The organism is Streptomyces sp. E11-3, from assembly GCF_046540415.1.
Lineage (GTDB): Bacteria > Actinomycetota > Actinomycetes > Streptomycetales > Streptomycetaceae > Streptomyces.
Map to the genome: position 1 here is coordinate 691,765 of NZ_JAZGRL010000003.1, position 24,119 is coordinate 715,883.

Consider the following 24,119-nt stretch of genomic DNA (forward strand, 5'->3'; position numbering starts at 1 on the left):
TCGGTCGGACCAATGGCTGTGGCGGGTCGGTCGGACCACCGGCTGTAGCGAGCCCGTCAGACCACCGGCTTGCCCGACAGCTCCACACCCGCCTCGCGAAGCTCCTTCAACGTCCGCTCGGTACTCTCCTCGGCCACCCCGGCCGTCAGATCGAGCAGCACCTGGGTACGGAAGCCCTCGCGAGCCGCGTCCAGAGCCGTGGCCCGTACGCAGTAGTCCGTGGCGATGCCGACCACATCGACCTCGGTCACCGCGTGCGAGCGCAGCCAGTCCGCCAGCGGTACGCCGTTCTCGTCGACGCCCTCGAAGCCGCTGTAGGCCGCCGTGTAGGCACCCTTGTCGAAGACCGCGTCGATCGCGCCCGAGGCCACGGCCGGAGCGAAGTTCGGGTGGAAGCCGACCCCCTCCGTACCGGCCACGCAGTGCGCGGGCCAGCTGTGCTGGAAGTCAGGGTGGTCCGAGAAGTGGTCGCCGGGGGCCACATGGTGGTCGCGGGTGGCCACCACGTGCTGGTAGCCGACGCCGGCGGTCTGCCCGACCAGCTCCGTGATCGCGGCGGCCACATCGGAGCCGCCCTGGACCGCGAGGCTGCCACCCTCGCAGAAGTCGTTCTGCACATCTACGACGATCAGTGCGCGGCGCATGGTGGTGTCCTTCGGCTGAGGAGTTCGACGGGGACGGGAACTCGGCTAAGAGCGCCGAGCAGGGAAACCGAGTGCGCCCCGGGAGTGGGTGTACGGCTGTGCGGGTGTGCGGAGTGACGTGAGTCCGCTGCCGTTGCCTTCCCGCTCGTCCGGCGTTCATGCGCACCGGTCAGGTGTGCGTGGTCCGGTGTACGCGGTCCTGCGTAGCCGCTCCGGTGGATCGGGTCATACGTACTCCGTAGGGATGACGGCCTCCCCGCGGGACAGCTGGGTCGCGGACAGCGGTAGCCGGTCCAGAGCCGCCTGGTGCCGCTCGCGGACCACGTCCAGCGGCTCGCGGCCCCGGACGCGGCCACCGGAGACCAGCTCGACCGCCAGCTCCCGCCCGGCCAGCTCCGCGGGCAGCGGTCCGGTGCCGACCACCTCGGCCTCGGCGAACCCGTCCTGGTCGAGCCGCCGCGCGGCCCACTTCCGGCCGCCCTTGGACGTCTTGCCGCCCAGCGACTTCTTCGCCACCGGCTCCAGCTCCGCGCCCGGATCGGCGGACTTGGCGCGCGCCACCAGCTTGTAGACCATCGAGCAGGTGGGGTGTCCGGAGCCGGTCACCAGCTGGGTGCCCACGCCGTACGCGTCGACCGGCGCCGCCGCCAGCGAGGCGATGGCGTACTCGTCCAGGTCGGAGGTCACGATGATCTTCGTGTTGGCCGCGCCGAGCTCGTCCAGCTGCTGACGCACCCGGTGGGCCACGAGCAGCAGGTCCCCGGAGTCGATACGGACCGCCCCGAGCTCGGGCCCGGCGACCTCGACGGCCATCCGTACCGCGTCGGCGACGTCGTAGGTGTCGACCAGGAGGGTGGTGCCGTGGCCCAGCGAGTCGACCTGCGCGGTGAACGCGTCGCGCTCGCTGTCGTGCAGCAGGGTGAAGGCGTGCGCCGACGTGCCGACCGTCGGGATGTCGTAGCGGAAGCCCGCGGCCAGGTCCGACGTGGTGGTGAAGCCGCCGACATAGGCCGCGCGGGAGGCGGCGACCGCGGCCAGCTCGTGGGTGCGCCGGGCGCCCATCTCGATCAGCGGGCGGCCGCCCGCCGCCGACGCCATCCGGGACGCGGCCGCGGCGATCGCCGAGTCGTGGTTGAGGATGGACAGGACCACCGTCTCCAGGAGCACGCACTCGGCGAAGGTGCCCTCGACCCGCAGGATCGGGGAGCCGGGGAAGTAGACCTCGCCCTCCGGGTAGCCCCAGATGTCGCCGCTGAAGCGGTAGTCGGCGAGCCACTTCAGGGTCGGCTCGTCGACCACCGAGCGCTCGCGCAGGAAGGCGAGGATGCCCGGGTCGAAGCGGAAGTTCTCCACCGCGTCCAGGACCCGGCCGGTCCCGGCGACCACGCCGTACCTGCGCCCCTCGGGCAGCCGGCGGGTGAACACCTCGAAGACCGAGCGCCGCTCGGCGGTGCCGGCCCGTAGGGCCGCCTGCAGCATCGTCAGCTCGTAGTGGTCGGTGAAGAGTGCCGTCGAGGGAACATCGACCGGCAGTCGGAGGTCCGCAGCGTTCATATGACGGATCGTACTCCCCATCTCGTCACTCTGACGATTTCAGGGGGGTGTTTGGGCTTGTCCGCCGGACAGGCCCTAGCTGTATTGACCCGCAGGGTTGTTGACGCGGCTGATGGGTGGGTGTCCGTTGAGTGCGGTGTGGCAGCGGTGGTGGTTGTAGGTGTGGAGGAAGTCTGTCAGGGCTTCGGTCCGCTCGCTGTTGCTGGTGTAGGGGCGCAGGTAGGCCCATTCGTCGAGCAGGGTGCGGTTGAAGCGTTCGACCTTGCCGTTGGTCTGGGGTCGGTAGGCGCGGGTGAGTTTCCCGGTCGCGCCGAGGTCGGCCAGGACGTTCTTCCAGGCCAGGCCCTTGCGGTAGGCCCAGGCGTTGTCGGTCAGGACCCGTTCGATGCGGGGGATGCCGTGGGAGTGGAAGAACGCGGCGGCGCGGGTGAGGAAGCCCGCGCAGGTCGCGACCTTCTCGTCGGAGTGGATCTCGCTGTAGGCGAGGCGAGTGTGGTCGTCGACGGCGGAGTGGACGTAGTCGAAGCCCATGTTGTTGCGGGTGGCGCGGCCGGCCTGGCGGCCCAGGGTCTTGTGGCCGCCGCCGTCAGGGATCCGGCCGAGCTTCTTCACGTCCACATGCACGAGTTCGCCGGGGCGGTCGCGTTCGTAGCGGCGGATGACGACGCCGGTGGGGCGGTCAAGCCAGGACAGGCGGTTCAGCCGGTGGCGGGTCAGGATCCGGTGCACGGTGGAGGCGGGCAGGCCCAGGATGGGACCGATCCGGGCGGGTCCCAGCTTGCGTGTCCGCCGCAGATCGCAGACCCGCTCCTCGATGTCGGCTGCTGTCCGGCGAGGGGTCGTGCGCGGCCTGCTGGAGCGGTCGGCCAGGCCCGCGTCGCCCTCAGTCTTCCAGCGACGGACCCATTTGTGGGCCGTGACCCTCGATATGCCCATCTCGGCTGCCACATGCGCGACCGGACGGCCGGAACGGACCCGTTCGACCAGCAGCCGCCTGCCGTGCACGGTCAGCCGGGCATTACGGTGGGACACGAAGACCTCCGTGTGCGGTGTAGTCCTAGACACCTCCACCACACCGGAGGTCTTCGCCATGATCAAGACCCGCGAGTGTCAACAACGCTCATGATCAATACACCTAGCGGGGGGCGTTTGTGCGGGAGGCCCCGCCAGGTGGCAGCATGGGACAGGTGAGTGTGGCTCCAGATGTGTCCCCGGTAGAGACCCAGCGTCCCCAGTCGGCAGCGGAAGAGTCCGCGGTGACCGAGCCCGACGTTCCCTGGGTGACGATCGTGCACAACGACCCGGTGAACCTGATGAGCTACGTGACGTACGTGTTCCAGGCCTACTTCGGCTATTCCAAGGACAAGGCGAACCGCCTGATGCTCGACGTCCACCACAAGGGCCGCGCGGTGGTCTCCAGCGGCACCCGCGAGGAGATGGAGCGCGATGTGCAGGCCATGCACGGCTACGGCCTGTGGGCGACGATGAGTCAGGACCGCAACTGATGGCCGGGCAGTTCGAGCCGATTCCCGGCGGTGGCGCCGCCGTGGCCCTGGACGAGGTCGAGATCTCGATCCTGCGCTCGCTGGCCGTGCAGCTCCTGGAGCTGATCGGCCCCGGGCCCGGTGGCGAGGAGTCCGACGACCCGCTCGCGGAGCTGTTCGCCGAGGGGCCGAGCGAGCCGCCGTCCGACCCCGTACTGCAGCGCCTCTTCCCGGACGCCTACGGCGACCCCGAGGCCGTACCGGACGACCAGCTCAAGGAGTACTCCGCCGAGTTCCGCCGCTTCACCGAGAACGACCTGCGGGCCCGCAAGCGCGAGGACGCGCTCGGGATCGTACGGTCCCTCGACGCGCTCAGCGCGGGGGGAGACGGCGGGGCCGTGCTGAAGCTGTCCGCGGACGAGTCGCGACAGTGGCTCGGCGGGCTGAACGACCTGCGGCTCGCGATCGCCGGACGGCTGGAAGTGATCGCCGACGAGGACACCGAGCTGCTCTACCGGCTGCCGGACGACGACCCGCGCAAGCCGATGGTCATGGCCTATCTATGGCTGGGCGGCCTACAGGAAAGCCTCATCGAAACCCTGTGACCCTTACCTACTGACTAGTCAGTATTTTTCCGGCGGGATCGTTCGCTCAGCGGACGCTCAAATCCGGATAACGATCGCGTCACACGCGAACCGCTTCTTCCCAGGTGGGCCGGATTCACTTGTTCCGCGTGTGACATGCACCACATGGCGTACAGGTAAACGCGTGGTAAGAACTGTCAACTCCATTTCGGCACCACCCCCCGCCGCTCTGGAGAACTGGCCCACTTGCCAGCAACGCACGACACGTACGACCCAAGGCAGTACCGGTCCGAGTCCGCGGACCGGCGCCCCACGTCGCCGATCGGACAACGGCGTTCGCTCCAAGCCCGTCCCCCTCGCCTGTCGTCACCCCAAAACGGCAGTCTTGCCTGACCGAGGTAGCCAGATGTCTCTCGACTCCATCGCTGAAAACGTCGACGAAGCCGTAAACGGCTTGTTCAAGCCCGTAGCCAGTTGGCTCGGGGACGTCGTCTTCTATTCCGTCCCCGTGTTCGGCACGCAGTTCCCCTTGATCGTCGGCTGGCTGGTCGTCGCGGGCGCCTTCTTCTCGGCGTACTTCGGCCTGGCCCAGGTGCGGCATCTGAAGACCGCGGTACGCATCGTCCGCGGCAAGTACGAGCAGAAAGACGCCCCCGGTGAGGTCAACCACTTCCAGGCGCTGACCTCCGCGGTCTCCGGCACCGTCGGCCTCGGCAACATCGCCGGTGTCGCGATCGCCATCGCGATCGGTGGTCCTGGCGCCACGTTCTGGATGATCCTCTGCGGTCTCCTCGGCATGGCCACCAAGTTCGTCGAGTGCACCCTCGGCGTGAAGTACCGCGAGATCGACGCCGACGGCAAGGTCACCGGCGGACCGATGCTCTACCTGCGCAAGGGCCTCGCCGAGATCGGCAAGCCCGCGCTGGGCAAGGTCCTCGCGGTCCTCTCCGCGGCCATGATCCTCTTCTTCACCTTCTTCGGCGGCAACCTCTTCCAGGTCAACCAGTCCCTGGAGCAGCTGACGACGGTCACCGGCAAGGAAGACAGCTTCTTCGCCACCTCCGGCGGCGCCATCTTCTACGGCCTGCTGATCGCCGCGGCCGTCGCACTGGTGCTCATCGGCGGTATGCGCTCGGTCGGCCAGGTCACCAGCCGCCTGGTGCCCTCCATGGCGATCCTCTACATCGTCGCCTGCATCCTGGTCATCTCGTTCAACGTCACCGCGATCCCGAGCGCCATCGGTGAGATCTTCTCCGGTGCCTTCGCTCCCAAGGGTGTCGCCGGTGGTCTGATCGGTGCCCTGATCGTCGGCTTCCAGCGTGCGGCGTTCTCCAACGAGGCCGGTATCGGCTCCGCCCCGATCGCGCACTCCGCGGTGAAGACCAAGCGTCCCGCCACCGAGGGCCTGGTCGCGATGATCGAGCCCTTCATCGACACCGTCGTGATCTGCACCATGACCGCCCTGACGATCATCATCGCCGGTGGCCCGAAGTACCTCGAGGCGCGTGACCTGGTCGCCAGCGGCAAGGGCGACGAGGTCGGCGGTACCTCGCAGGGCATCTCCATCACCTCGGACGCCTTCGAGACCGCGCTGCCGTGGTTCCCGTACATCCTCACCTTCGCGGTGATCCTGTTCGCCTTCTCCACGATCATCACGTGGGGCTACTACGGCGAGCGCTGCTGGACCTACCTCTTCGGCAAGAGCAAGGCCTCGGCCATCACCTACCGGATCTCCTTCTCGGCGATCATCGTCCTCGGCGCCCTGCTCTCGCTCGGCACCCTGGTCGACCTCTCCGACGCGGTCCTGTTCCTGGCGGCCCTGTTCAACATCGTCGGCCTGTACTTCCTGGCGCCGATCGTGAAGAAGGAGCTGGCCAAGGTCCTCAACTTCACCCGCCGTCGGGACGCGGGCGAGACCGAGGAGCAGATCGAGGCCTCCGAGCTGGAGTCCGCCAAGGTCTGACCCGGAGCTCGCTCCACCTGCTCCACCTGCTTTATCTGCTCCACCTGCTCTATCTCGGCATGCGGGCCATCTCGTACCACACTTCGGTACGCGGTGGCCCGCATGTTTATTCTGGCGGCATGCTCACCATCACCCAGGCCCTGCATGACCAGATCGTCGCCCACGCGCGCGAGGACCACCCCGACGAGGCGTGCGGCGTCGTCGCGGGCCCCGAGGGCACCGACCGACCCGAGCGCTTCATCCCGATGCTGAACGCCGCCCGCTCGCCCACGTTCTACGAGTTCGACTCCGGCGACCTGCTCAAGCTCTACCGCGAGCTGGACGACCGGGACGAGGAGCCCGTGATCGTCTACCACTCGCACACGGCGACCGAGGCCTACCCGTCGCGTACGGACATCTCCTACGCCAACGAGCCGGGCGCCCACTACGTCCTGGTCTCCACCGCCGACGCCGACGGCGCCGGACCCTTCCAGTTCCGCTCGTTCCGCATTGTCGACGGCGAGGTCACCGAGGAGGACGTCAAGATCGTCGAGGCGTACTGAAACCCGCCGTGCGCTGGGTCATCCCACAGTGCGGTCAGAAATCATCCAGCATGTGATATCCCACTCCTTTAGGTGGGGAGGGAATCGATACGATGACCCCATGGTTCTGAACGACGTGAGCGACAAGACGCCGGGCATGCTGCTCGTGGCGCGGCTGCACGTCGACCTGTGCAGGCTTTCCAGCGCCATCTGTTCCCGCTGACCCCTGCCCGCCGAAGGCCCCTGGCCGCGGCGTGCCACTCCGTGCACCACCGGGTTTCGCCGCGCACTGCCGCGCGCCCACCGACCTTCTTCCCACCGGACGACAGGAGTCCAGCCCCATGGCCATCGAGGTCCGCATCCCGACCATCCTCCGCACCTACACCGACGGCGCCAAGGCCGTCGAGGGCAGCGGCGACACGCTCGCCCAGCTCTTCGCCGACCTTGAGACCCGGCACACGGGCATCCACGAGCGCATCGTGGACGGCGGCAAGCTGCGCCGCTTCGTGAACGTGTACCTGAACGACGAGGACGTCCGGTTCCTGGACGGGATCACCACCGAGCTCAGCGACGGCGACAACGTCACGATCCTCCCCGCCGTCGCCGGTGGCATGGCCTGATATGCGGTACGACTCCCCGCTGGCCGCGGTCGGCAACACCCCTCTGGTGCGGCTGCCGCGGCTGTCGCCGTCCGACGACGTGCGCATCTGGGCGAAGCTCGAGGACCGCAACCCGACCGGCTCGGTCAAGGACCGCCCCGCGCTCCACATGATCGAGCAGGCCGAGAAGGACGGCAGGCTGGCGCCCGGCTGCACCATCCTCGAACCGACCAGCGGCAACACCGGCATCTCACTCGCGATGGCGGCCCGGCTCAAGGGCTACCGCATCGTCTGCGTCATGCCCGAGAACACCTCGTCCGAGCGGCGCGAACTGCTCACCATGTGGGGCGCGGAGATCATCTCCAGCCCGGCGGCGGGCGGCTCCAACACCGCCGTACGCGTCGCCAAGGAGCTGTCGGCCGAGCACCCCGACTGGGTGATGCTCTACCAGTACGGCAACCCGGACAACGCGGGCGCGCACTACGCCACCACCGGCCCTGAGATCCTCGCCGACCTGCCCTCGATCACCCACTTCGTCGCCGGGCTCGGCACCACCGGGACCCTGATGGGCGTGGGCCGCTACCTGCGCGAACACCGGCCCGACATCAAGATCGTCGCCGCCGAGCCGCGCTACGACGACCTGGTCTACGGCCTGCGCAACCTCGACGAGGGCTTCGTCCCCGAGCTGTACGACGCGTCGGTGCTCACCACGCGCTTCTCGGTCGGCTCGGTCGACGCGGTCACCCGTACCAGGGAACTCCTCCAGCAGGAGGGGATCTTCGCGGGCGTCTCCACGGGCGCGGCGCTGCACGCGGCGATCGGCGTCGGCAAGAAGGCGGTCAAGGCGGGCGAGTCCGCGGACATCGCGTTCCTGGTCGCCGACGGCGGCTGGAAGTACCTGTCGACCGGCATCTACACGGCCGAGACGACGGAGGACGCGGTGGCCGCGCTCCACGGCCAGCTCTGGGCGTAACCCTCCTCCCGGCTTGGGACGCTGCCTGACAGGCTCCAGGAGAGCCCGTCAGGCAGCTTCGTCGTTTCGGCACTCACCGGGCCAGATGCCGCACCTGGTCCCACAACGCCGGGTCGACCACCCCGACCCGGCGCCGGAACTCCCACAGCGGAACCTCGCGCAACTCGTCCGTCTCCAGGAAGCTGGGACGGCCGTGCGCGTCACCCACCGAGCCGGGCGGCAGCGGGATCACCCCGGCCCGCTCGTCGTGGTACCGGCTGGTGATCTTCGCGATCTGCGCCTTCCGGCCGCGCACCGACAACACCAGGCACGGCCGGTCCTTCGACCCGCGCTTGTCCTCGTACGGCACATCCGCCCACCAGATCTCCGCGGGCCGCGGCCGCCGCTTGGGGATGCGCCGGGTCCCGCGCGGCCGCGCGGGAGGCCGCGTACGGCCGCCAGGGCGGCCCACGCCATCCTCGGGGCGCCGTCGGGCCCGCGCCCACCCGTCCGCGACCGCGACGACCAGTGCGAGGGCCACCACGGCGGCCAGTGCCAGCCACCAGGACGTGTCCATGCCCCAGACGCTACCGGCGCCGACACCCCACGGCGCGCCGAGGGCGCATCCGGCCTCCGGTCCATCCGAACCGGTGACAGCACAGGTGAGTTCGCCCACAACGGCGCCTCATGGAGGACCGACCAGCCCTTTTGCGCCTTACGCTCAACGCACTGCACGACCCCCGTCGCCCTGCCCGTCCACGGAGGTTCCAGCTCCATGAAGCTCACCGTCGTCGGCTGCTCGGGGTCGTTTCCGTCCGCGGACTCGGCCTGCTCGAGCTACCTCGTCGAGGCCGACGGCTTCCGGCTGCTACTCGACATGGGCAACGGTGCCCTGGGCGAGCTGCAGCGCCACTGCGGTCTGTACGACCTCGACGCGATCTTCCTCAGCCATCTGCACGCCGACCACTGCATCGACATGTGCGGGTACTTCGTGGCGCGCTACTACCGCCATGAGGGCGGCCGGTGCGACGCCATCCCGGTCTACGGCCCCGAAGGCACCGAGCAGCGGCTGACCACGGCGTACGCCGACACGCCCTCGTCGTCCTCGATGAGCGAGGTCTTCGACTTCCACACGCTGAAGTCGGGCTCCTTCGAGATCGGCCCGTTCTCGGTGCGTACGGAGAAGGTGTGCCACCCGGTGGAGGCGTACGCCATCCGCATCGAGCACGGCGACACGTCCCTCACGTACTCCGGCGACACCGGAGTCTGCGCGGCCCTGGACGACCTCGCCGTCGGCACCGACCTGTACCTCTGCGAGGCCTCCTTCACGCACGGCAAGGAGGACATCCCGGACCTGCACCTCAACGGCCGCGAGGCGGGCCAGAGCGCCCAGACCGCGGGCGCCGGGCGTCTGGTCCTCACCCACATCCCGCCGTGGACCGACCCGAGCGTCAACCTCACCGACGCGCGGGCGGTGTACGACGGGCCGGTGGAGCTGGCCCGCCCCGGCGCGGTCTACGAGTTCTGAGCACGGCGAAGCCCCCGCCTTCCGTCCATCCGGAAGGCGGGGGCTTCGCCGTGCAGCGGGTCGAGCCGGTCGAGCCGGTAGGCCCGTAGAGCCGGTCGAGCCGGGAGGGCCCGTACGGCCTACTTCGCCTCGGCCTTCTCCATTTCGGCGAGCTCCTCGTCGGACTCGCGGCCCGGCGTCGGGAGGTTGAACTTGATGATCGCGAACCGGAAGGCCAGGTAGTAGACCACTCCGAAGCACAGGCCGATCGGGATGATCATCCAGGGCTTGGTGGCGAGGTTCCAGTTCAGCACGTAGTCGATGGCGCCCGCCGAGAAGGTGAACCCGGCGTGCACACCGAGCGCCCAGGTGATCGCCATCGACAGGGCGGTGAGGATCGCGTGGATCACGTACAGCGCCGGGGCGATGAACATGAAGGCGAACTCGATCGGCTCGGTCACACCGGTGACGAAGGAGGTCAGCGCCAGCGACATCATCATGCCCATCACGACCTTGCGGCGCTCGGGGCGGGCGCAGTGCGCGATGGCGAGGGCGGCGGCCGGCAGGCCGAACATCATGATCGGGAAGAAGCCGGTCATGAAGAGTCCGGCCTCCGGGTCACCGGCGAAGAACCGGTTCAGGTCGCCGTGCACGACCTCGCCCGCGGCGTTGGTGAAGTCACCGATCTGGAACCAGGAGACGGTGTTCACGAACTGGTGCATGCCGACGGGGATCAGCGCGCGGTTGATCAGACCGAAGAGACCGGCACCACCGGCACCGAGGCCGGTCATCCACTCGCCGAAGCTGGAGATGCCGTCACCGATGGGCTCCCAGACCAGGCCGAAGAAGACGCCCATGAGGGTGCCGACGAAGGCCATGATGATCGGGACGAGACGGCGGCCGTTGAAGAAGCCGAGCCAGTCGACCAGCTTGGTGCGGTGGAACTTCTGCCACAGCCAGGCCGCCAGCAGACCCATGATGATGCCGCCGAGGACACCGGGGTTGTTGTACGTCGCGGGGGTGTCCTCGCCCGCCTTGACCACGGCCTCGGTCACCGGGAACGCCTTCAGCACGTTGCTGTAGACGAGGAAGCCGACCAGGGCGGCCAGCGCGGTGGAACCGTCGGACTTCTTGGCGAAGCCGATCGCGACACCGATACAGAACAGCAGGGGCAGGTTCGCGAAGACCGCGTCACCCGCGGTGGCGAAGACGGACGCGACCTTGTCCCAGCCGAGCCCGTCGGGGCCGAACACATCGTCCTGGCCGAGACGCAGCAGAATTCCGGCTGCGGGCAGCACGGCGATCGGCAGCTGCAGGCTGCGTCCTACCTTCTGCAGGCCCTGGAACAGGCCGGAGCCCCGCTTCTTAGCGGGGGCCGCCGGAGCGGTGGCCGTAGTCATCAACTTCCTCCATCGGGCATGACGCCGCCAGGGACAGGGGAAAGGGGGACGGCAGCGTCGCTCAGGGGACGCGGCCTACGGCCGCGTGGTCTACACCAGTGAGTGGTGTAGACCTGTTGTAGCACGGTGAAGGGGGGATAAGGAACCCGTGGTTCCCATGTGGTGGGGCACGCCCGGACACGCACAGCCAAAAGCCCCCGAACCGGATGGGTTCAGGGGCCTTTCGGCACCGTGTTTTCGAGGCACATAGGGCGCAAAGGATGCCTCAGGGTACTACTTCAGATTCTCTCGTTCCATTTCGGTCTCGACGTCCTCCGGCTCCCGGCCGGGCGTCGGGATGTCGAACTTCGTGATCGCGAAGCGGAAGAGCACGTAGTAGACCACCGCGAAGCACAGGCCGATCGGAATGATCAGCCAGGGCTTGGTCGCAAGACCCCAGTTGATCACGTAGTCGATCAGACCGGCCGAGAAGCTGAAGCCGTCGTGCACCCCGAGCGCCCAGGTCACCGCCATCGAGACGCCGGTCAGCAGGGCGTGCGCGACGTAGAGCGCCGGTGCGATGAAGAGGAACGAGTACTCGATCGGCTCGGTGATGCCGGTGACGAAGGAAGTCAGGGCGACCGAGAGCATCATGCCGCCCACCTCCTTGCGGCGGTGCGGCTTCGCGCAGTGAGTGATGGCCAGCGCCGCCGCGGGCAGCGCGAACATCATGATCGGGAAGAAGCCCGAGGTGAACAGGCCCGCGTCCGGGTCGCCCGCCAGGAACATGCTGATGTCGCCGTGGACGGTGGTCCCGTCCTCCTTGGTGTAGCTGCCGAACTGGAACCACAGTGGCACGTTCAGGAACTGGTGCAGACCGATCACCAGCAGTGCCCGGTTGGCGATACCGAAGATGCCCGAACCCCAAGCGCCCAGGCCCACCAGCCAGTCGCTGAAGCTCTCCAGGCCGTCGCCGACCGGCGGCCAGATCCACAGGCACAGCGCGGCGAAGGCGATCGCCACGAACGACATGATGATCGGGACGAGGCGGCGGCCGTTGAAGAAGCCGAGCCAGTCGACCAGCTTGACGCGGTGGTACCGCTGCCAGAACCAGGCGGCCAGCAGCCCCATCACGATGCCGCCGAAGACGCCCGGATTCTGGTACGTGAACGCCGCCACGGTTCCGTCCGCCGCCTGGCAGCCGGTGGCCACCGCCTCCGCCCCGCCCTCGCAGGACTTCGGGAACTGCCGCAGCACGTTGTAGTAGACGAGGAAGCCCGCCGTGGCGGCCAGCGCCGTGGAACCGTCGGCCTTCTTCGCCATGCCGATCGCGACACCGATACAGAACAGCAGCGGCAGGCCGATGTTGGCGTCCAGAAGTGCGCCGCCGGCGCCGGCCATCACCTTGGCGATATCCGTCCAGCCGAGACCGTCCGCGCCGAAGACGTCCGGCTGGCCGAGCCGGTTGAGGATGCCGGCCGCGGGCAGGACGGCGATGGGCAGCTGAAGGCTGCGGCCCATCTTCTGTAGTCCCTGGAACAGGCCGCTCCACCACTTCGCTGGTGGTCGCGCCGCCGCCCTGCTCGAACTCATCGACGTCCTCCCGGAACAGGCCAGGTCTGGCAGGCGTTGCATACTGGTGTAGACCAGTTGCGGTACGGTGCGGGAGCCCGGCCCGAGGCAGGATTCCGTGATCGTTATCTTTCGGTACCGGGTGGTCGCTCGCCCGCGAAGTTGCGCCAACCGTGGGCTAACGTGACAAAGCAGACCTATCGGTGGGCCGAACAGCGCTCGTGGAACCGTGGAATCACAGGGAGAAGGACATGGCCAGTAAGGCTGAGAAGATCGTCGCCGGGCTCGGCGGCCTCGACAACATCGAAGAGGTCGAGGGCTGCATCACCCGCCTGCGCACCGAGGTCGTGAACCCCGACCTCGTCGACGAGGCCGCGCTCAAGGCCGCCGGAGCCCACGGCGTCGTCAAGATGGGCACGGCCATCCAGGTCGTCATCGGCACCGACGCGGACCCCATCGCCGCGGACATCGAAGACATGATGTGACCGACACCCTCGCGTGACTGGCATGCACGCGGCGCCCCGTCCCCTGGAAGGCCCTGGAAGGCTTCTCAGGCGGCGGGGCGTTCGCATGTCAGGGGAGGCATAGAGGTATACCGGCGGCGGGCGTCAGACCAACCAACGGCCGCCGCGCATCAGTTCGCGGTCGCGCAGTTCGTTCTCCTCGCGCCAGGCCTGGATGCGGCGCGGCGTGATGCGGAACCAGCGGTAGGGCGTATCCAGCGTGCGCGGGTCGAAGCCGGTGCGTGCGGCGAACCGGTCACCCCGCTGCTGCGGCAGCGCGTCGATCTTGAGGACCTCGACCTCGCCCTCGATCATGGCGACGTCGCGGGTGGGACCCAGCGCCAGCCGGGCGGTCCGGGTGTCGGCCAGGTTCCGGCCGGTCGGGCTGCCCGCGGAGGTGGCCAGCAGCAGCGCCTCGCCGTCCCAGTCGAAGGACAGGGGCACCAGGTGCGGTGCGCCGTCCGGCGAGGCACTGGCCACCCATACGTCGACGTCGTGCGTCAGCCGGTGCTCGGTGTCCCGGCGGCGCTGGCCGCGGGAGCGGCGCTCGGCGCTCACTGGTCCTGCTGCAGGCCGAGGAGGTTGCCGTCGGGGTCGACGAGGGTGGCCACCAGGCGGCCACCGCCGACATCGTGCACGGGCTCCTTCACCGTGGCGCCCGCAGCGGTCACCTCGGCCACCGTCGCCTCGATGTCCGGCACGTGCCAGTAGGCCAGCGACGAGGTCAGGCCCTGCGGCCCACCGCCGGGCAACAGCCCGATGTGCTGGCCCGCGGCCTCGAAGCCGACGTAGTAGGGCTCGTCGGTCTGCGGCGGGACGCCGAGCAGGGCGGCGTACACCGCCTTGGCCGTCGCCAGGTCGGACACGGGATGCAGCACGGTCTTGACTCCCTGGGTGGCGGAACTGGTCATGGTCACTCCTGTGGTCGTGGGCCGGTCGTCCCGGTGCGTCTGGCCGGGGCTGCTTGCTGCGGTCACAGCCTCTCTCCACCGGGGTGCGGTCCACCTCCGTGCTGACCACGGAAACCGCCACGGATAATGAGTCGGTGACCAGTTCAGGGATCTCGGCCCGCGAAGGCGAAGTCCTCGCGCTGCTCGGGGAGCACCTCAGCAACGCGGAGATCGCCGCGCGACTGTTCATCTCGGTCCGCACGGTCGAATCGCATGTCTCGTCGCTGTTGCGCAAGTTGGACATGCCGGACCGGCGGGCGCTGTCCCGGCACTCGGCCGAACTCACCCGCGCCCGGCAGCCGCACCCGGCACCCGCTCTCCCGGCACCGTTGACGGCGTTCGTCGGCCGGGTGCGGGAGCGCGGGGAGTTGGCCGATGCGGTGAAGGCGCACCGGCAGGTGACCGCGGTCGGGCCGGGCGGGGTGGGAAAGACACGGCTCGCGCTGGCGGTTGCGGCGGAGATGGCCGATGACTTCGCTGACGGGGTGTGGTTCGTCGACCTGGTCCCGGTCACCGATCCGGCGCGGGTAGGGGCCGCGGTCGCCGCGGCCGTGGGTGTGGGCGAGCAACCCGGTCGCGGCGTCGACGAGGCGGTGGTGGCCGCGCTGGCGGACCGTGAGGCGCTGCTGGTGCTGGACAACTGCGAGCAAGTAGGCGACGGGGTGGCGCCGTTCGTGGAGCGACTGCTGCTGGCCTGCCCGCGGTTGCGGGTACTCGCGACGAGCCGGGCCCGGCTCATGGTGCCGTTCGAGTGGGTCTTCCTGGTCCCGCCGCTGTCGCGGGTGGGCGGCGGCGATTCCGATGCGGTGGCCTTGTTCATCGAGCGGGCGGCGGCGGTCGGCCGGTCGCCGGACGCGGCGGTACGCCACGAGGTCGCGGCCCTGTGCGAACGGCTCGACGGCATGGCGCTGGCGATCGAACTCGCGGCGGCGCGGTGGTCCACGCTCGGCCTCGACGGCCTCGCGGCCGGCGTCTCCGACCAGTTGCGGATCCTGACCGGCGGCCCTCGCGCCGACGGCAGGCACCGGTCAGTACGGGCCGTGCTGGACTGGAGCCACGACCTGCTCCAGCCGCAGGACCGGGCGCTGCTGCGGCGGGTGTCGGTGTTCGTCGTGCCGTTCACCGCGGAGGCGGCGGCCGAGGTGGCCGGGATCGCCCCTTCCCCAAGCTCCCAACTCCGTTCGAGCGGGGGAGAACCCCTTGCTCCGGCCGCGGTTGCCGACGGGCTCGGCAGGCTTGCCGAACAGAGCCTGCTCGTCCTGACGCAGTCCTCGGCCGGCACCCGGTATCAGGCGCTGGAGACCATCCGCCAGTACGGGATGGAGCGCCTCGCCGACGCCGGTGAGCTGACCGATGTCCGATCCCGCCATGTGGATTGGTGCCTGGCCGGCGCGACCGCCCTGACGGAAGCCGACGGCGCGGACTCGCGTGCCCGGTTCGACGCGGTGGCGGAGGACCTCCGGGCCGCACTCGCCTGGGTCGCCGACCAGCCCGAGCAGCGGGTACCCGCCTACCGCCTCGCCCTGTCCCTGGCCCAACTGACCTTCACCCGCAACCTGCTGGGCGAGGCCCAGCAGCGGTTCGAGCAGGCGGCCGCGCTCGCCGGCGACGCTGACGCTGCCGCCGCGCTGCGGGAGGCCGCCGGGGTGGCCGGGTGCCGCAAGCTCGGCGAGGACATGTTCCGCCTGCACCGCGCCGCCGCACAGGCCGCCCGGCGAGCCGGCGACACCGCTGGTGCAGGCCGCGACCTGGCGGCCGCCGCCACCGTCGCGTACCGCTTCTCCAGTACGTTCACCCAGATCCCCGCCGTAGACGAGGTGACCGCCGTGCTCGCGGAAGCGCGAGAGCTGTCCCGCGACGGCGATCCGGCCGCCGAGGCAGCGGTCGCCCTGGCCGAGGCGGCGGTGCTCGCGGACGCCTACGGCGCGGTCCAGGGAGACGCGGACAACACCGCGCAGGAGACGGTCGCCTGCGCCGAACGGGCCGTCGAACTCGCCCGGCGCGCGGACGACCCGGTGGCCGAGTCCGCCGCCCTCGACGCGCTCTCCGGCGCCAGGAGCTGGGCCGGTGACCCCTTCGGTGCCGCGGCCGCCGCCCGGCGCCGGATCGACATCCTGGCTCCGGTACCGCGCACCCCCGCCAGCACGCACGAGCGGATGGACGCCCTCGCCATGGCCGCCGGAAACGCCCTCGGCGTGGGGGAGTTGCCGCAGGCCCGCCGGTGGAGCAGGCAGCTCGCCGACCATCCGCTCCTCGCTGAGGCGGGCCACCATGCCACGTCCTGGCTCCTGGTCGCGGAGGCGTTCGCCGGTCAGGCCGACAACGTACTCACGGGCAGCGCGAGATTCCTCGACGCGTGGGAGCAGAGCGATCGGCAGCGGTCGTTCGTACTCGGCCCGGCCGCCGCGTCGGTCGCGATGATCCACGGCCTGCGCGGCGACCACGACGCCCGGGCGAGCTGGCTCGCGATCGCCGATCAGGCGGGCCCCGTCCTGGACCACCGCCATGGCCACGGTGCCGTCTTCGACGCCATGGTCCTGCTCCATCACGGGGACGCGGACGCGGCCCTGGAGCGGCTGGCGCCGGAGCCGGAACAGGTGTGGAAGTGGGTCTGCTGGGTCTGGCTGCACTGGTACGTGGCGCTCCGGGCGGAGGCGTCGGTGCTCGCCGGGCACCCGGACGCCCGCAAGCGGGTCGACGCCGCCCGGAGCGTGGTCGCCGGCAACCCGGTCGCCACCGCCCAGCTCGACCGGGCGGAGGCGCTGCTGGACGGCGACCTGACGCGACAGCTCGCCGCCGCGGAGGCATTCGACGCGGCGGGCTGCCGCTACCAGTCGGCGCGCACGCTGCTGCTCGCCGGGAACGGCCACGCCGCCGACGGCACGGCGGCACTCGCCGACCTCGGACTCACGCCTGTGGCCGCCGGGTAGCCGGGTGGCCGGGTGGCCGCGGCACAAGGCGCCCACCTGGGGCACCCGCCCCGTTCACCGGGAACGCGCCTCAGCTCACCGCCTGCTTCACGAGCGCGGCGATCCGCGCTGCCACCTCGGGCGTCACCTCGGTCAGGGCGAAACCGGCCGCCCACATCGTGCCCTCGTCCAGCTTCGCCAGGTCGCTGAACCCGAGCGTCGCGTAGCGCGCCTTGAACTTCTCCGCGCTCTGGAAGAAACAGACGACCTTGCCGTCCAGCGCGTACGCGGGCATCCCGTACCAGAGCTTCGGCGCGAGGACCGGGGCGCCGGCCGTGATGACGGCATGGACGCGCTCGGCCATCACACGGTCCGAGTCCCGCATCTCGGCGATCTTCGCGAGTACGTCCTGTTCCGCCTGCGCCGCCTTGTCCGCACGCGAGCTGCGGCGCGCGGCCTTCTTCATCTCCTGTGCGTGGTCCTTCATCGCGGCCCGCTCATCGGCCGTGAATCCCTCGTACGTGCTGCTGTCGACGCCGGTCATAGCCACCCCTGTAGTCGTCGTGTAGTCGTCGTGACGATCGGCTGACGCGTCTTGCCCCGTCTTGTCCTGTCGGGCCTGATCGCCATGGTCGTATCCTCTGCCGGCCAAGGCGCGGGCCGTATCCGTGCTGACCACGGAAACCACCACGGATACGGCGTCGAGAAAGCGTCAAGACGTGTGGCTCCACCGGGGAGACCAGGCCCTCGGCGCGGGCGATAGGCTCGACGCCATGTCTCGTATCGACGGCCGTACCCCCGAACAACTCCGCCCCGTCCGCCTTGAGCGCGGATGGAGCAAGCACGCCGAGGGCTCCGTCCTCGTCTCCTTCGGCGACACCAAGGTCTTCTGCACCGCCTCGGTCACCGAAGGCGTACCGCGCTGGCGCAAGGGCAGCGGCGAAGGCTGGGTCACCGCCGAGTACTCCATGCTGCCCCGCTCCACCAACACCCGGGGCGACCGCGAATCCGTACGCGGCAAGATCGGCGGCCGTACGCACGAGATCTCCCGCCTCATCGGCCGCTCACTCCGCGCCGTCATCGACTACAAGGCACTCGGCGAGAACACCATCGTCCTGGACTGCGACGTCCTCCAGGCCGACGGCGGCACCCGCACCGCCGCCATCACCGGCGCCTATGTCGCCCTCGCCGACGCCGTCACCTGGGCCCAGCGCAAGAAGATCATCAAGCACAACCGCCAGCCGCTGACCGGCACCGTCTCCGCCGTCAGCGTCGGCATCTTCGACGGCGTACCGCTGCTCGACCTCTGCTACGAGGAAGACGTACGCGCCGACACCGACATGAACGTCGTCTGCACCGGCGACGGCCGCTTCGTCGAAGTCCAGGGCACCGCCGAGGCCGAGCCCTTCGCCCGCGACGAACTCAACGCCCTCCTGGACCTCGCCGTCACCGGCTGCGACGAACTCGCCGCACTCCAGCGCAAGGCCCTCGAAACCCCCCTGGCCTGAGAGCCGGTCTCCAAGACAGGCTCTGAGCCCGCTCCGCACACCGAGGCAACCAACCGCCCCCGTCAGGCGTTCTTACCCATACGGGCGTACGGGCCGAACCGTACGCCCGTCCGTAAACAGGGGAGGGACCAACCCATGGCCTCGCGCCGCATTCGCCACCGTCGTCGCAGCACCGCCATAGTCGCCGTCTGTGCCGCGCTCAGCGCGACACTCGCCGTCGGCTGCAGCACCGTCGAAAAGGCGATCGACTGCGCGCGGACCGCCGACGTGATCGCGGAAAGCGCCGCCGACCTCCAGCAGACCGTCGAAGACGCCGCGCAGGGCCGGTCCGCGGACACCGACAAGGCACTCGACGACATCGACAAGAACATCACCGAGATCAACGAGAAGACGGACGACGCCGACGTCGGCAAGGCCCTCGACTCACTCGGCGAGGCCGTGGGCAACGTCCGCACCGCGATCAAGGACGGCGACCCGACGCCCGACATCAGCCCGGTGACGGACGCCACCGGCGAGCTGACCAAGGCCTGCAAGCCCTGACGGCCTGCAAGCCCTGACGGCCCTGACGGGATAATCAGCCGCATGACCCGCCTCATCCTCGCCACCCGCAACACCCACAAGGTCACCGAGCTCCGCGCCATCCTCGCCGCGGCCGGACTCGACCACGACCTGGTGGGCGCCGACACCTACCCCGACATCCCCGACGTCAAGGAAACCGGCGTCACCTTCGCCGAGAACGCGCTCCTCAAGGCCCACGCCCTCGCCCAGGCCACCGGCCACCCCGCCATCGCCGACGACTCCGGCCTCTGCGTCGACGTCCTGGGCGGCGCGCCCGGCATCTTCTCGGCCCGCTGGGCAGGCACCCACGGCGACGACCGCGCCAACCTCGACCTCCTCCTGGCCCAACTGGCCGACATCGACGACACCCACCGAGGCGCCCACTTCGCCTGCGCCGCGGCCCTGGCCCTCCCCGACGGCACGGAGCGGGTGGTCGAAGGCCGCCTCAGGGGCGTCCTGCGCCACGCCCCTTCCGGCACCGGAGGCTTCGGCTACGACCCGATCCTCCAGCCGGAGGGGGAGACCCGCACCTGCGCGGAGATGACCCCCGAGGAGAAGAACGCGATCAGTCATCGGGGGGAGGCGTTTCGGGCGCTGGTTCCTGTGGTGGGGGAGCTGTTGGGGTGAGGTACGACGAAGGGCACGGCCCCTGTCGGGGGCCGTACCCTCGTGGTGGGCCCGGTGGGACTCGAACCCACGACATACCGGATCTAAACCGGCATCCTCTTGCCAGCTGGGATACGGGCCCGTGGCGCCGTCCACTGTATCGCGCCCGGCAACGGGTCTTTGTGACGAGATCGCTTACCGAAGGTCCTCGTCTGGCTGTGGCAGGACGGGCACAGGTAACGCAGGTTCTCGCGGCGGTTGTCCAGTCGGTCGCCGTTGATGTGGTCGATCTCCAAGACGAGGCGCTTGTCCTGCCAGATGTCGCCGACACCGCATTCGGTACAGATGTGCGGGACGTGCAGATCGTCGAGTGCGCGGCGTAGGGTGGCGGTCTTTGCGCGGGCAGCGCCGGATTCCAGCCGCACGAGTATCTCGGCTGCAGACTTGCGGTACGGGGAACGGACGCCGCGCCTGTGTCCCTGGCCGGTGAAGTGCTCGGTGGAGATGGCATGTGCCTGCACGCTGCGCTTGACGCGTGCGCGTCCTGCGCTGTTGTCGGTCAGGTCTAGGAGCCTCAGAACCCCGGCCAGGCTAACCGAGGCGCTGACGGCGGCGGCCAGTTCGACTCTCGGGACGATTCTCGAACTGCTTCCGCCTCTGCGGGTGAAGTGTGACGTGTCGATGCCGAACCTATCGAGCTTCTTCCGGATGTGCCCGTAGGGGCCCTCGCGCGGATCAAGGCCCATGTACTCCAGCACCTGCCGGATGCTGTGGGAGTGAGCGGCGGCGTCTTCAAGAAGCTCCTTTGAGTACACGCGGTGCTCGCGCTGTGGCAGCGGCTCGTCGCGGAAGTGCGAGGTGTCGATTCCGTAGTGCTGGAGTCGCTTCCTCAGGTAGTTGCGCGGTCGACTGCTCAGGGGCAAGTCCAGCCTGCGCATCAGCTCCACCATGCTCTCGGATGCAGCGGCAGCTCGGACGAGTAGGTCGCGTGTGCACTTCGGACTGCTCATGCAGCGGACCTCCGCTTTCGGCCGCGGTAGGTATCTGTCACCGCATGGCAGTTCGGGCACAGGAGCTGTAGGTTCTCCGGCCTGTTGTCCCACCACTCGCCGTTGATGTGGTCGACTTCCAGACGCAGCGGCCTTTGGTTCCACACGGTGCCGGTTTTGCAGACGGCGCAGGTTTCGGGCACTCCGACCTTGAGCAGTTCTCGCCGCAGGCGGTCGCCTGGGACTCTGCCGTCCTCTGGCGCGCGTAGCGCGAGCGGGGTACCGAGCGAGCCTTTCGGGCGACCTCGACGAGTGGATTGAAAGTGCGAGGTGTCGATGCCCATCGCGGCGATACGCCGACCGATGTGGGCCTGATTGCCGCCTACCTGGCTGATACCAAGGCGCCGGACGACCTCCGCGACGCTGGTCGAGAGGGCGACGGCCTCGCGGAGCTTGGCCTCTGTGTGGCGGGCCCACCTCGTGGGGAAGTGCGACGTGTCCACACCCGCATCCGTCATCTTGCGGCGGAGGTAGCGTCTACTCCCGGCTGTCGGCGTGCCGCCGCACCACCGGACCGCCTCGTCCCAGCTGTTCGTCTCGCGCGCCGCTGCCTCCAGCAGCTCGCGCGTGTACCTGACTGCCGCCATCGTCGCCTCCGTTCCGGCCATCCGTTCGTGGCCTCGTACGGAGTAACGAACCGATTGTCGGACCGTCACGTCCGAAATGCGGAACGGCCTGCACTACTTACGTGGTGCAGGCCGTTCCGCATTTCGGCAAGGAGTGGAGCTCAGTCCAGTTCCTTGCCGTCGTTGTTCCGCTTCTCGAGTCTCGCCTGGCGGCGCTCCTCCCTGGCCGCCTGCCGCCGTGCCCTGGTCTCCTTGCGGGTGACCCCGACCCCGCCCCAGAAGGCGAAGCCCGTGACCACCACGCGCGGGGCGCCCGGCTCGCCGGGGACGCCGTCCTCGCGGGAGTCGAAGCCGCCCATGAGGCCGAAGCCACGGACGACGACCTCGACTCCCGGCGGGACGATCACGTTGACGCCGCCCATGATGGCGATGCAGTTGATGACCGTCTCGCGCTCGGCGAAGTTCGCCTCGCGGAGGTCGATCTCGCCGCCGCCCCAGAAGGCGAAGGCCGTGAAGCGCCGGGGCGCGGTCCACACGCCCTTGCGCTGGAAGCCCGCCATGATGGCGACCGCGCCGTTGGAGGTGGGTTCGCCGCCCAAGCGTGCCGCCCAACTGCCGGACGCGGCAGGGGCGATGGGCGAGGGCGCGGGCCCGGTCGTCGCCGGGAGGTCTCGGGTGAGGGGTTCAAGCTCGCCGTAGGTGCGGGCCTTGTACGCCGCGTCGAGGCGTTCCTCGAACTCCTCCATGTCGAGGCGCCCTTCGGCGACGGCTTCCCTCAGTCGCTCGGCGACGCGCTCGCGGTCGGTGTCCGAGGCCCGGAGCTCGGGCAGGTCGTCGTCCGTCATACGCGTCACCCTAGCGCGGCCCGGTCCGCGTACATCTTGGCGATGACGGCCTCGATGTCGGGTTCCCGGATCGAGAGGTCCACGAGCGGGTACGCCGAGGCGATGGCCGTGACGAGAGGGGCCGCCGACGCCGCCGCGGGGAAGGCGAGCCACTGCCGGGGCCCCTCGGCCTTCACCACCCGCGCGCCGTCCACCTCGATGGGCGGCAACTCGCGCTCCAGGTCGACCACGAGGGTGCGCTCGCTCTCGCCGACCTCGTGCAGGCCGGTGAGCTCGCCGTCGTACATGAGGCGTCCGTGGTCGATGACCATGACGCGCTTGCACAACTGCTCGATGTCCTGGAGGTCGTGGGTGGTCAGGAGGACCGTCGTGCCCGCTTCGGCGTTCAGGTCGCGGAGGAATCCGCGGACCTTCGCCTTGCTGACCACGTCCAGGCCGATCGTCGGCTCGTCGAGATAGAGCACGGCGGGATCGTGCAGCAGCGCCGCTGCGATGTCGCCGCGCATCCGCTGGCCGAGCGACAGTTGCCGTACGGGGACGGGCAACAGCTCTGCCAGGTCGAGGAGTTCGACGCAGCGGTCGAGGTTCGCGCGGAAGCGGGAGTCGGGGATGCGGTACATGCGGCGCATCAGTTGGTACGAGTCGATGAGCGGCAGGTCCCACCACAGGGTGGTGCGCTGGCCGAAGACGACGCCGATCCGGTGGGCCAGGCGGGTGCGTTCGCGCGTGGGGTCGATGCCCGCGACGCGCAGGGTGCCGCCGCTGGGGGTGAGGATGCCGGTCAGCATCTTGATGGTGGTGGACTTCCCGGCGCCGTTCGGGCCGATGTAGCCGACCATCTCGCCGCGCGGGACGGTGAAGGAGATGCCGTCCACGGCGCGGACCTGGTGGCGTTCGCGCCGCAGCAGTCCCGTCTTGCGCCGGACGTCGAAAACCTTCTCGACCTGGGTGAGTTCGATGAAGATGCGACTCAGCTCCCTGTGCTTCGGTAGGAACGCAGCCCCGCCCGCCAGGCGAGTCCGGCGAGCGCACCGCACCCGACGGCCACCAGCGGCGGCAGGAAGGCGAGCCACTGGGGCAGGCCCAGCGGGTTCTCGCGGTCCAGTACGTACAGGGCGGGCAGCCAGTTGACGAAGGCCAGTGGCAGGACGAAGGTGACGCCGCGCACCAGGTCCTTGGCGAAGATCGACGGCGGGTACTGGAGGAGGGTGTTGCCGCCGTAGGTGAAGGCGTTCTGTACTTCGGACGCGTCCTGCGCCACGAACTGGAAGGCCGCCCCGGCCACGTACAGCGCCCCGAAGATCGCCGCGCCGCTGATAACCGTCATCGGCACCAGCAGCACCTTGAGCGGGGTCCAGTGGACGTCGACGACCAGCAGGGCGTAGCCGAGTACCAGCATCCCCTGCGCGAGTCGACCGATCCTGCGCAGCGCGAACCGGTCGGCGGCGACCTGGACCAGTACGGGTACCGGCCGCACCAGGAGGGTGTCCAGAGTGCCGTCCCGTACGCGCCTCCCGAGCCGTTGCACGGAGCCCATCAGCAGCTCGGTCAGGCCGAAGGCGGTGCCCGCCGTGCCGTACAGGAACGCGATCTCGCCGAGCGAGTAGCCGCCGAGCGCGTCCACGTGCGAGAACATCATCAGGATGGCGACGAAGTCGAAGGCGGTGGCCGCGAAGGACCCGAAGACGGTCATGGCGAAGGACGCGCGGTAGGTGAGGGTGGAGCGCACCCACATGGAGACGATGATTCCGTAGGCACGCAGTCCTTCGGCGATACGTGGTCCAAGACCGTCGGCGGTACGCGGTCCAAGCCCTTCGCCGGTACGTGGGCCATGACCGTTGGCCGTACGTGACTCCAGCCCGTCGG

The 24,119-nt window shown here is 69.4% G+C and carries 27 protein-coding genes and 1 tRNA gene; 13 read left to right on the forward strand and 15 right to left on the reverse strand.

Translation table 11 applies throughout. The annotated features are described in order from the left end of the window. Positions 1-56 precede the first annotated feature (56 nt). The 3 genes from U9R90_RS32635 to U9R90_RS32645 all read right to left on the reverse strand — a co-directional run bounded on the left by U9R90_RS32635 (position 57) and on the right by U9R90_RS32645 (position 3,230). Positions 57-644, reverse strand: coding sequence for a nicotinamidase (locus U9R90_RS32635; protein ID WP_411060676.1), 588 nt, complete (start codon positions 642-644; stop codon positions 57-59). 225 nt (positions 645-869) lie between these two features. Beyond that, entirely contained in the window at positions 870-2,198 is a 1,329-nt protein-coding gene (locus U9R90_RS32640) for a nicotinate phosphoribosyltransferase (protein ID WP_411060678.1), read from the reverse strand. Positions 2,199-2,273: 75 nt separating this feature from the next. Further along, a complete protein-coding gene (locus tag U9R90_RS32645) occupies positions 2,274-3,230 on the reverse strand; it encodes an IS481 family transposase (RefSeq protein ID WP_411060679.1) in 957 nt (318 codons plus the stop codon). A gap of 146 nt (positions 3,231-3,376) precedes the next feature. Between U9R90_RS32645 and clpS the strand changes: the two genes are divergently transcribed. The 7 genes from clpS (at position 3,377) to U9R90_RS32680 (ending at position 8,322) form a co-directional block, all read left to right on the forward strand. Next, a complete protein-coding gene (clpS, locus tag U9R90_RS32650) occupies positions 3,377-3,703 on the forward strand; it encodes an ATP-dependent Clp protease adapter ClpS (protein WP_411060681.1) in 327 nt (108 codons plus the stop codon). After that, positions 3,703-4,287 carry a DUF2017 domain-containing protein gene (locus U9R90_RS32655; protein WP_411060682.1) on the forward strand — a complete coding sequence of 195 codons (585 nt, stop codon included), beginning with the start codon at positions 3,703-3,705 and terminating at the stop codon, positions 4,285-4,287. The genes clpS and U9R90_RS32655 overlap by 1 nt, the downstream gene beginning before the upstream one ends. 385 nt (positions 4,288-4,672) lie before the next feature. Continuing rightward, positions 4,673-6,229 carry an alanine/glycine:cation symporter family protein gene (locus U9R90_RS32660; protein WP_411060683.1) on the forward strand — a complete coding sequence of 519 codons (1,557 nt, stop codon included), beginning with the start codon at positions 4,673-4,675 and terminating at the stop codon, positions 6,227-6,229. Positions 6,230-6,348: 119 nt separating this feature from the next. Beyond that, on the forward strand, positions 6,349-6,771 hold the full coding sequence (locus tag U9R90_RS32665) for a Mov34/MPN/PAD-1 family protein (RefSeq protein WP_411060685.1): 423 nt from the start codon (positions 6,349-6,351) through the stop codon (positions 6,769-6,771). Between the two features lie 100 nt (positions 6,772-6,871). Next, positions 6,872-6,973, forward strand: a complete 102-nt coding sequence (locus U9R90_RS32670; protein ID WP_411060687.1) for a putative leader peptide — start codon at positions 6,872-6,874, stop codon at positions 6,971-6,973. 118 nt (positions 6,974-7,091) lie between these two features. Then, complete coding sequence (locus tag U9R90_RS32675) at positions 7,092-7,370, forward strand: MoaD/ThiS family protein (RefSeq protein ID WP_411060689.1); 279 nt, start codon at positions 7,092-7,094, stop codon at positions 7,368-7,370. Position 7,371: 1 nt separating this feature from the next. Next, positions 7,372-8,322, forward strand: coding sequence for a PLP-dependent cysteine synthase family protein (locus U9R90_RS32680; RefSeq protein WP_411060691.1), 951 nt, complete (start codon positions 7,372-7,374; stop codon positions 8,320-8,322). A gap of 73 nt (positions 8,323-8,395) precedes the next feature. Here the strand turns inward: U9R90_RS32680 and U9R90_RS32685 are convergent, their stop codons facing one another. After that, complete coding sequence (locus tag U9R90_RS32685) at positions 8,396-8,878, reverse strand: type II toxin-antitoxin system PemK/MazF family toxin (protein ID WP_411060693.1); 483 nt, start codon at positions 8,876-8,878, stop codon at positions 8,396-8,398. A gap of 198 nt (positions 8,879-9,076) precedes the next feature. Between U9R90_RS32685 and U9R90_RS32690 the strand changes: the two genes are divergently transcribed. Continuing rightward, positions 9,077-9,829: an MBL fold metallo-hydrolase gene (locus tag U9R90_RS32690; protein ID WP_411060695.1), complete on the forward strand. Its 753-nt coding sequence runs from the start codon at positions 9,077-9,079 to the stop codon at positions 9,827-9,829. 119 nt (positions 9,830-9,948) lie between these two features. Here U9R90_RS32690 and U9R90_RS32695 read toward each other — a convergent pair whose 3' ends face one another. Next, positions 9,949-11,208: a PTS transporter subunit EIIC gene (locus U9R90_RS32695; RefSeq protein WP_411060697.1), complete on the reverse strand. Its 1,260-nt coding sequence runs from the start codon at positions 11,206-11,208 to the stop codon at positions 9,949-9,951. 273 nt (positions 11,209-11,481) lie between these two features. Next, positions 11,482-12,780 (reverse strand): PTS transporter subunit EIIC, encoded by a 1,299-nt coding sequence (locus U9R90_RS32700; RefSeq protein WP_411060699.1) that lies wholly within the window; start codon positions 12,778-12,780, stop codon positions 11,482-11,484. 230 nt (positions 12,781-13,010) lie between these two features. On the opposite strand from U9R90_RS32700, the gene U9R90_RS32705 reads away from it, so the two are divergent. Further along, complete coding sequence (locus U9R90_RS32705; RefSeq protein WP_411060701.1) at positions 13,011-13,244, forward strand: glucose PTS transporter subunit EIIB; 234 nt, start codon at positions 13,011-13,013, stop codon at positions 13,242-13,244. A gap of 123 nt (positions 13,245-13,367) precedes the next feature. Here U9R90_RS32705 and U9R90_RS32710 read toward each other — a convergent pair whose 3' ends face one another. After that, complete coding sequence (locus U9R90_RS32710; protein ID WP_411060703.1) at positions 13,368-13,820, reverse strand: pyridoxamine 5'-phosphate oxidase family protein; 453 nt, start codon at positions 13,818-13,820, stop codon at positions 13,368-13,370. Next, entirely contained in the window at positions 13,817-14,173 is a 357-nt protein-coding gene (locus U9R90_RS32715; protein WP_411060705.1) for a VOC family protein, read from the reverse strand. Before U9R90_RS32715 ends, U9R90_RS32710 begins: the two co-directional genes overlap by 4 nt. Positions 14,174-14,307: 134 nt before the next feature. Between U9R90_RS32715 and U9R90_RS32720 the strand changes: the two genes are divergently transcribed. Continuing rightward, positions 14,308-17,142, forward strand: a complete 2,835-nt coding sequence (locus tag U9R90_RS32720) for an ATP-binding protein (protein WP_411060707.1) — start codon at positions 14,308-14,310, stop codon at positions 17,140-17,142. A gap of 70 nt (positions 17,143-17,212) precedes the next feature. Here U9R90_RS32720 and U9R90_RS32725 read toward each other — a convergent pair whose 3' ends face one another. Beyond that, positions 17,213-17,665: an iron chaperone gene (locus tag U9R90_RS32725; RefSeq protein ID WP_411060709.1), complete on the reverse strand. Its 453-nt coding sequence runs from the start codon at positions 17,663-17,665 to the stop codon at positions 17,213-17,215. Positions 17,666-17,894: 229 nt separating this feature from the next. Here U9R90_RS32725 and rph point away from each other — a divergent pair, with 229 nt between their 5' ends. The 3 genes from rph to rdgB all read left to right on the forward strand — a co-directional run bounded on the left by rph (position 17,895) and on the right by rdgB (position 19,814). Beyond that, positions 17,895-18,629, forward strand: coding sequence for a ribonuclease PH (rph, locus tag U9R90_RS32730; protein WP_411060711.1), 735 nt, complete (start codon positions 17,895-17,897; stop codon positions 18,627-18,629). Positions 18,630-18,764: 135 nt separating this feature from the next. Further along, on the forward strand, positions 18,765-19,169 hold the full coding sequence (locus tag U9R90_RS32735) for a hypothetical protein (protein ID WP_411060713.1): 405 nt from the start codon (positions 18,765-18,767) through the stop codon (positions 19,167-19,169). A 42-nt stretch (positions 19,170-19,211) separates the two neighbouring features. Then, a complete protein-coding gene (rdgB, locus tag U9R90_RS32740; RefSeq protein WP_411060714.1) occupies positions 19,212-19,814 on the forward strand; it encodes an RdgB/HAM1 family non-canonical purine NTP pyrophosphatase in 603 nt (200 codons plus the stop codon). A gap of 43 nt (positions 19,815-19,857) precedes the next feature. Here rdgB and U9R90_RS32745 read toward each other — a convergent pair. From U9R90_RS32745 to U9R90_RS32770, 6 genes are all read right to left on the reverse strand, one after another. After that, positions 19,858-19,935, reverse strand: a tRNA-Leu gene (locus U9R90_RS32745). Next, a complete protein-coding gene (locus U9R90_RS32750; protein WP_411060716.1) occupies positions 19,898-20,803 on the reverse strand; it encodes an HNH endonuclease in 906 nt (301 codons plus the stop codon). Before U9R90_RS32750 ends, U9R90_RS32745 begins: the two co-directional genes overlap by 38 nt. Further along, a complete protein-coding gene (locus tag U9R90_RS32755) occupies positions 20,800-21,429 on the reverse strand; it encodes an HNH endonuclease (RefSeq protein ID WP_411060717.1) in 630 nt (209 codons plus the stop codon). The genes U9R90_RS32750 and U9R90_RS32755 overlap by 4 nt, the downstream gene beginning before the upstream one ends. A 140-nt stretch (positions 21,430-21,569) precedes the next feature. Beyond that, complete coding sequence (locus U9R90_RS32760; RefSeq protein WP_411060719.1) at positions 21,570-22,253, reverse strand: DUF1707 domain-containing protein; 684 nt, start codon at positions 22,251-22,253, stop codon at positions 21,570-21,572. A 5-nt stretch (positions 22,254-22,258) separates the two neighbouring features. After that, positions 22,259-23,227 (reverse strand): ATP-binding cassette domain-containing protein, encoded by a 969-nt coding sequence (locus U9R90_RS32765; protein ID WP_411061010.1) that lies wholly within the window; start codon positions 23,225-23,227, stop codon positions 22,259-22,261. Next, positions 23,224-24,027 carry an ABC transporter permease gene (locus U9R90_RS32770; RefSeq protein WP_411061012.1) on the reverse strand — a complete coding sequence of 268 codons (804 nt, stop codon included), beginning with the start codon at positions 24,025-24,027 and terminating at the stop codon, positions 23,224-23,226. Before U9R90_RS32770 ends, U9R90_RS32765 begins: the two co-directional genes overlap by 4 nt. Positions 24,028-24,119 lie beyond the last annotated feature (92 nt).

Coding starts and splice junctions, on each gene's coding strand:
- U9R90_RS32635 (WP_411060676.1), bottom strand. CDS start 644: ATGCGCCGCGCACTGATCGTCGTAGATGTGCAGAACGACTTCTGCGAG.
- U9R90_RS32640 (WP_411060678.1), bottom strand. CDS start 2,198: ATGAACGCTGCGGACCTCCGACTGCCGGTCGATGTTCCCTCGACGGCA.
- clpS (WP_411060681.1), top strand. CDS start 3,377: ATGGGACAGGTGAGTGTGGCTCCAGATGTGTCCCCGGTAGAGACCCAG.
- U9R90_RS32655 (WP_411060682.1), top strand. CDS start 3,703: ATGGCCGGGCAGTTCGAGCCGATTCCCGGCGGTGGCGCCGCCGTGGCC.
- U9R90_RS32660 (WP_411060683.1), top strand. CDS start 4,673: ATGTCTCTCGACTCCATCGCTGAAAACGTCGACGAAGCCGTAAACGGC.
- U9R90_RS32665 (WP_411060685.1), top strand. CDS start 6,349: ATGCTCACCATCACCCAGGCCCTGCATGACCAGATCGTCGCCCACGCG.
- U9R90_RS32670 (WP_411060687.1), top strand. CDS start 6,872: ATGGTTCTGAACGACGTGAGCGACAAGACGCCGGGCATGCTGCTCGTG.
- U9R90_RS32675 (WP_411060689.1), top strand. CDS start 7,092: ATGGCCATCGAGGTCCGCATCCCGACCATCCTCCGCACCTACACCGAC.
- U9R90_RS32680 (WP_411060691.1), top strand. CDS start 7,372: ATGCGGTACGACTCCCCGCTGGCCGCGGTCGGCAACACCCCTCTGGTG.
- U9R90_RS32685 (WP_411060693.1), bottom strand. CDS start 8,878: ATGGACACGTCCTGGTGGCTGGCACTGGCCGCCGTGGTGGCCCTCGCA.
- U9R90_RS32690 (WP_411060695.1), top strand. CDS start 9,077: ATGAAGCTCACCGTCGTCGGCTGCTCGGGGTCGTTTCCGTCCGCGGAC.
- U9R90_RS32695 (WP_411060697.1), bottom strand. CDS start 11,208: ATGACTACGGCCACCGCTCCGGCGGCCCCCGCTAAGAAGCGGGGCTCC.
- U9R90_RS32700 (WP_411060699.1), bottom strand. CDS start 12,780: ATGAGTTCGAGCAGGGCGGCGGCGCGACCACCAGCGAAGTGGTGGAGC.
- U9R90_RS32705 (WP_411060701.1), top strand. CDS start 13,011: ATGGCCAGTAAGGCTGAGAAGATCGTCGCCGGGCTCGGCGGCCTCGAC.
- U9R90_RS32715 (WP_411060705.1), bottom strand. CDS start 14,173: ATGACCAGTTCCGCCACCCAGGGAGTCAAGACCGTGCTGCATCCCGTG.
- U9R90_RS32725 (WP_411060709.1), bottom strand. CDS start 17,665: ATGACCGGCGTCGACAGCAGCACGTACGAGGGATTCACGGCCGATGAG.
- rph (WP_411060711.1), top strand. CDS start 17,895: ATGTCTCGTATCGACGGCCGTACCCCCGAACAACTCCGCCCCGTCCGC.
- U9R90_RS32735 (WP_411060713.1), top strand. CDS start 18,765: ATGGCCTCGCGCCGCATTCGCCACCGTCGTCGCAGCACCGCCATAGTC.
- rdgB (WP_411060714.1), top strand. CDS start 19,212: ATGACCCGCCTCATCCTCGCCACCCGCAACACCCACAAGGTCACCGAG.
- U9R90_RS32750 (WP_411060716.1), bottom strand. CDS start 20,803: ATGAGCAGTCCGAAGTGCACACGCGACCTACTCGTCCGAGCTGCCGCT.
- U9R90_RS32755 (WP_411060717.1), bottom strand. CDS start 21,429: ATGGCGGCAGTCAGGTACACGCGCGAGCTGCTGGAGGCAGCGGCGCGC.
- U9R90_RS32760 (WP_411060719.1), bottom strand. CDS start 22,253: ATGACGGACGACGACCTGCCCGAGCTCCGGGCCTCGGACACCGACCGC.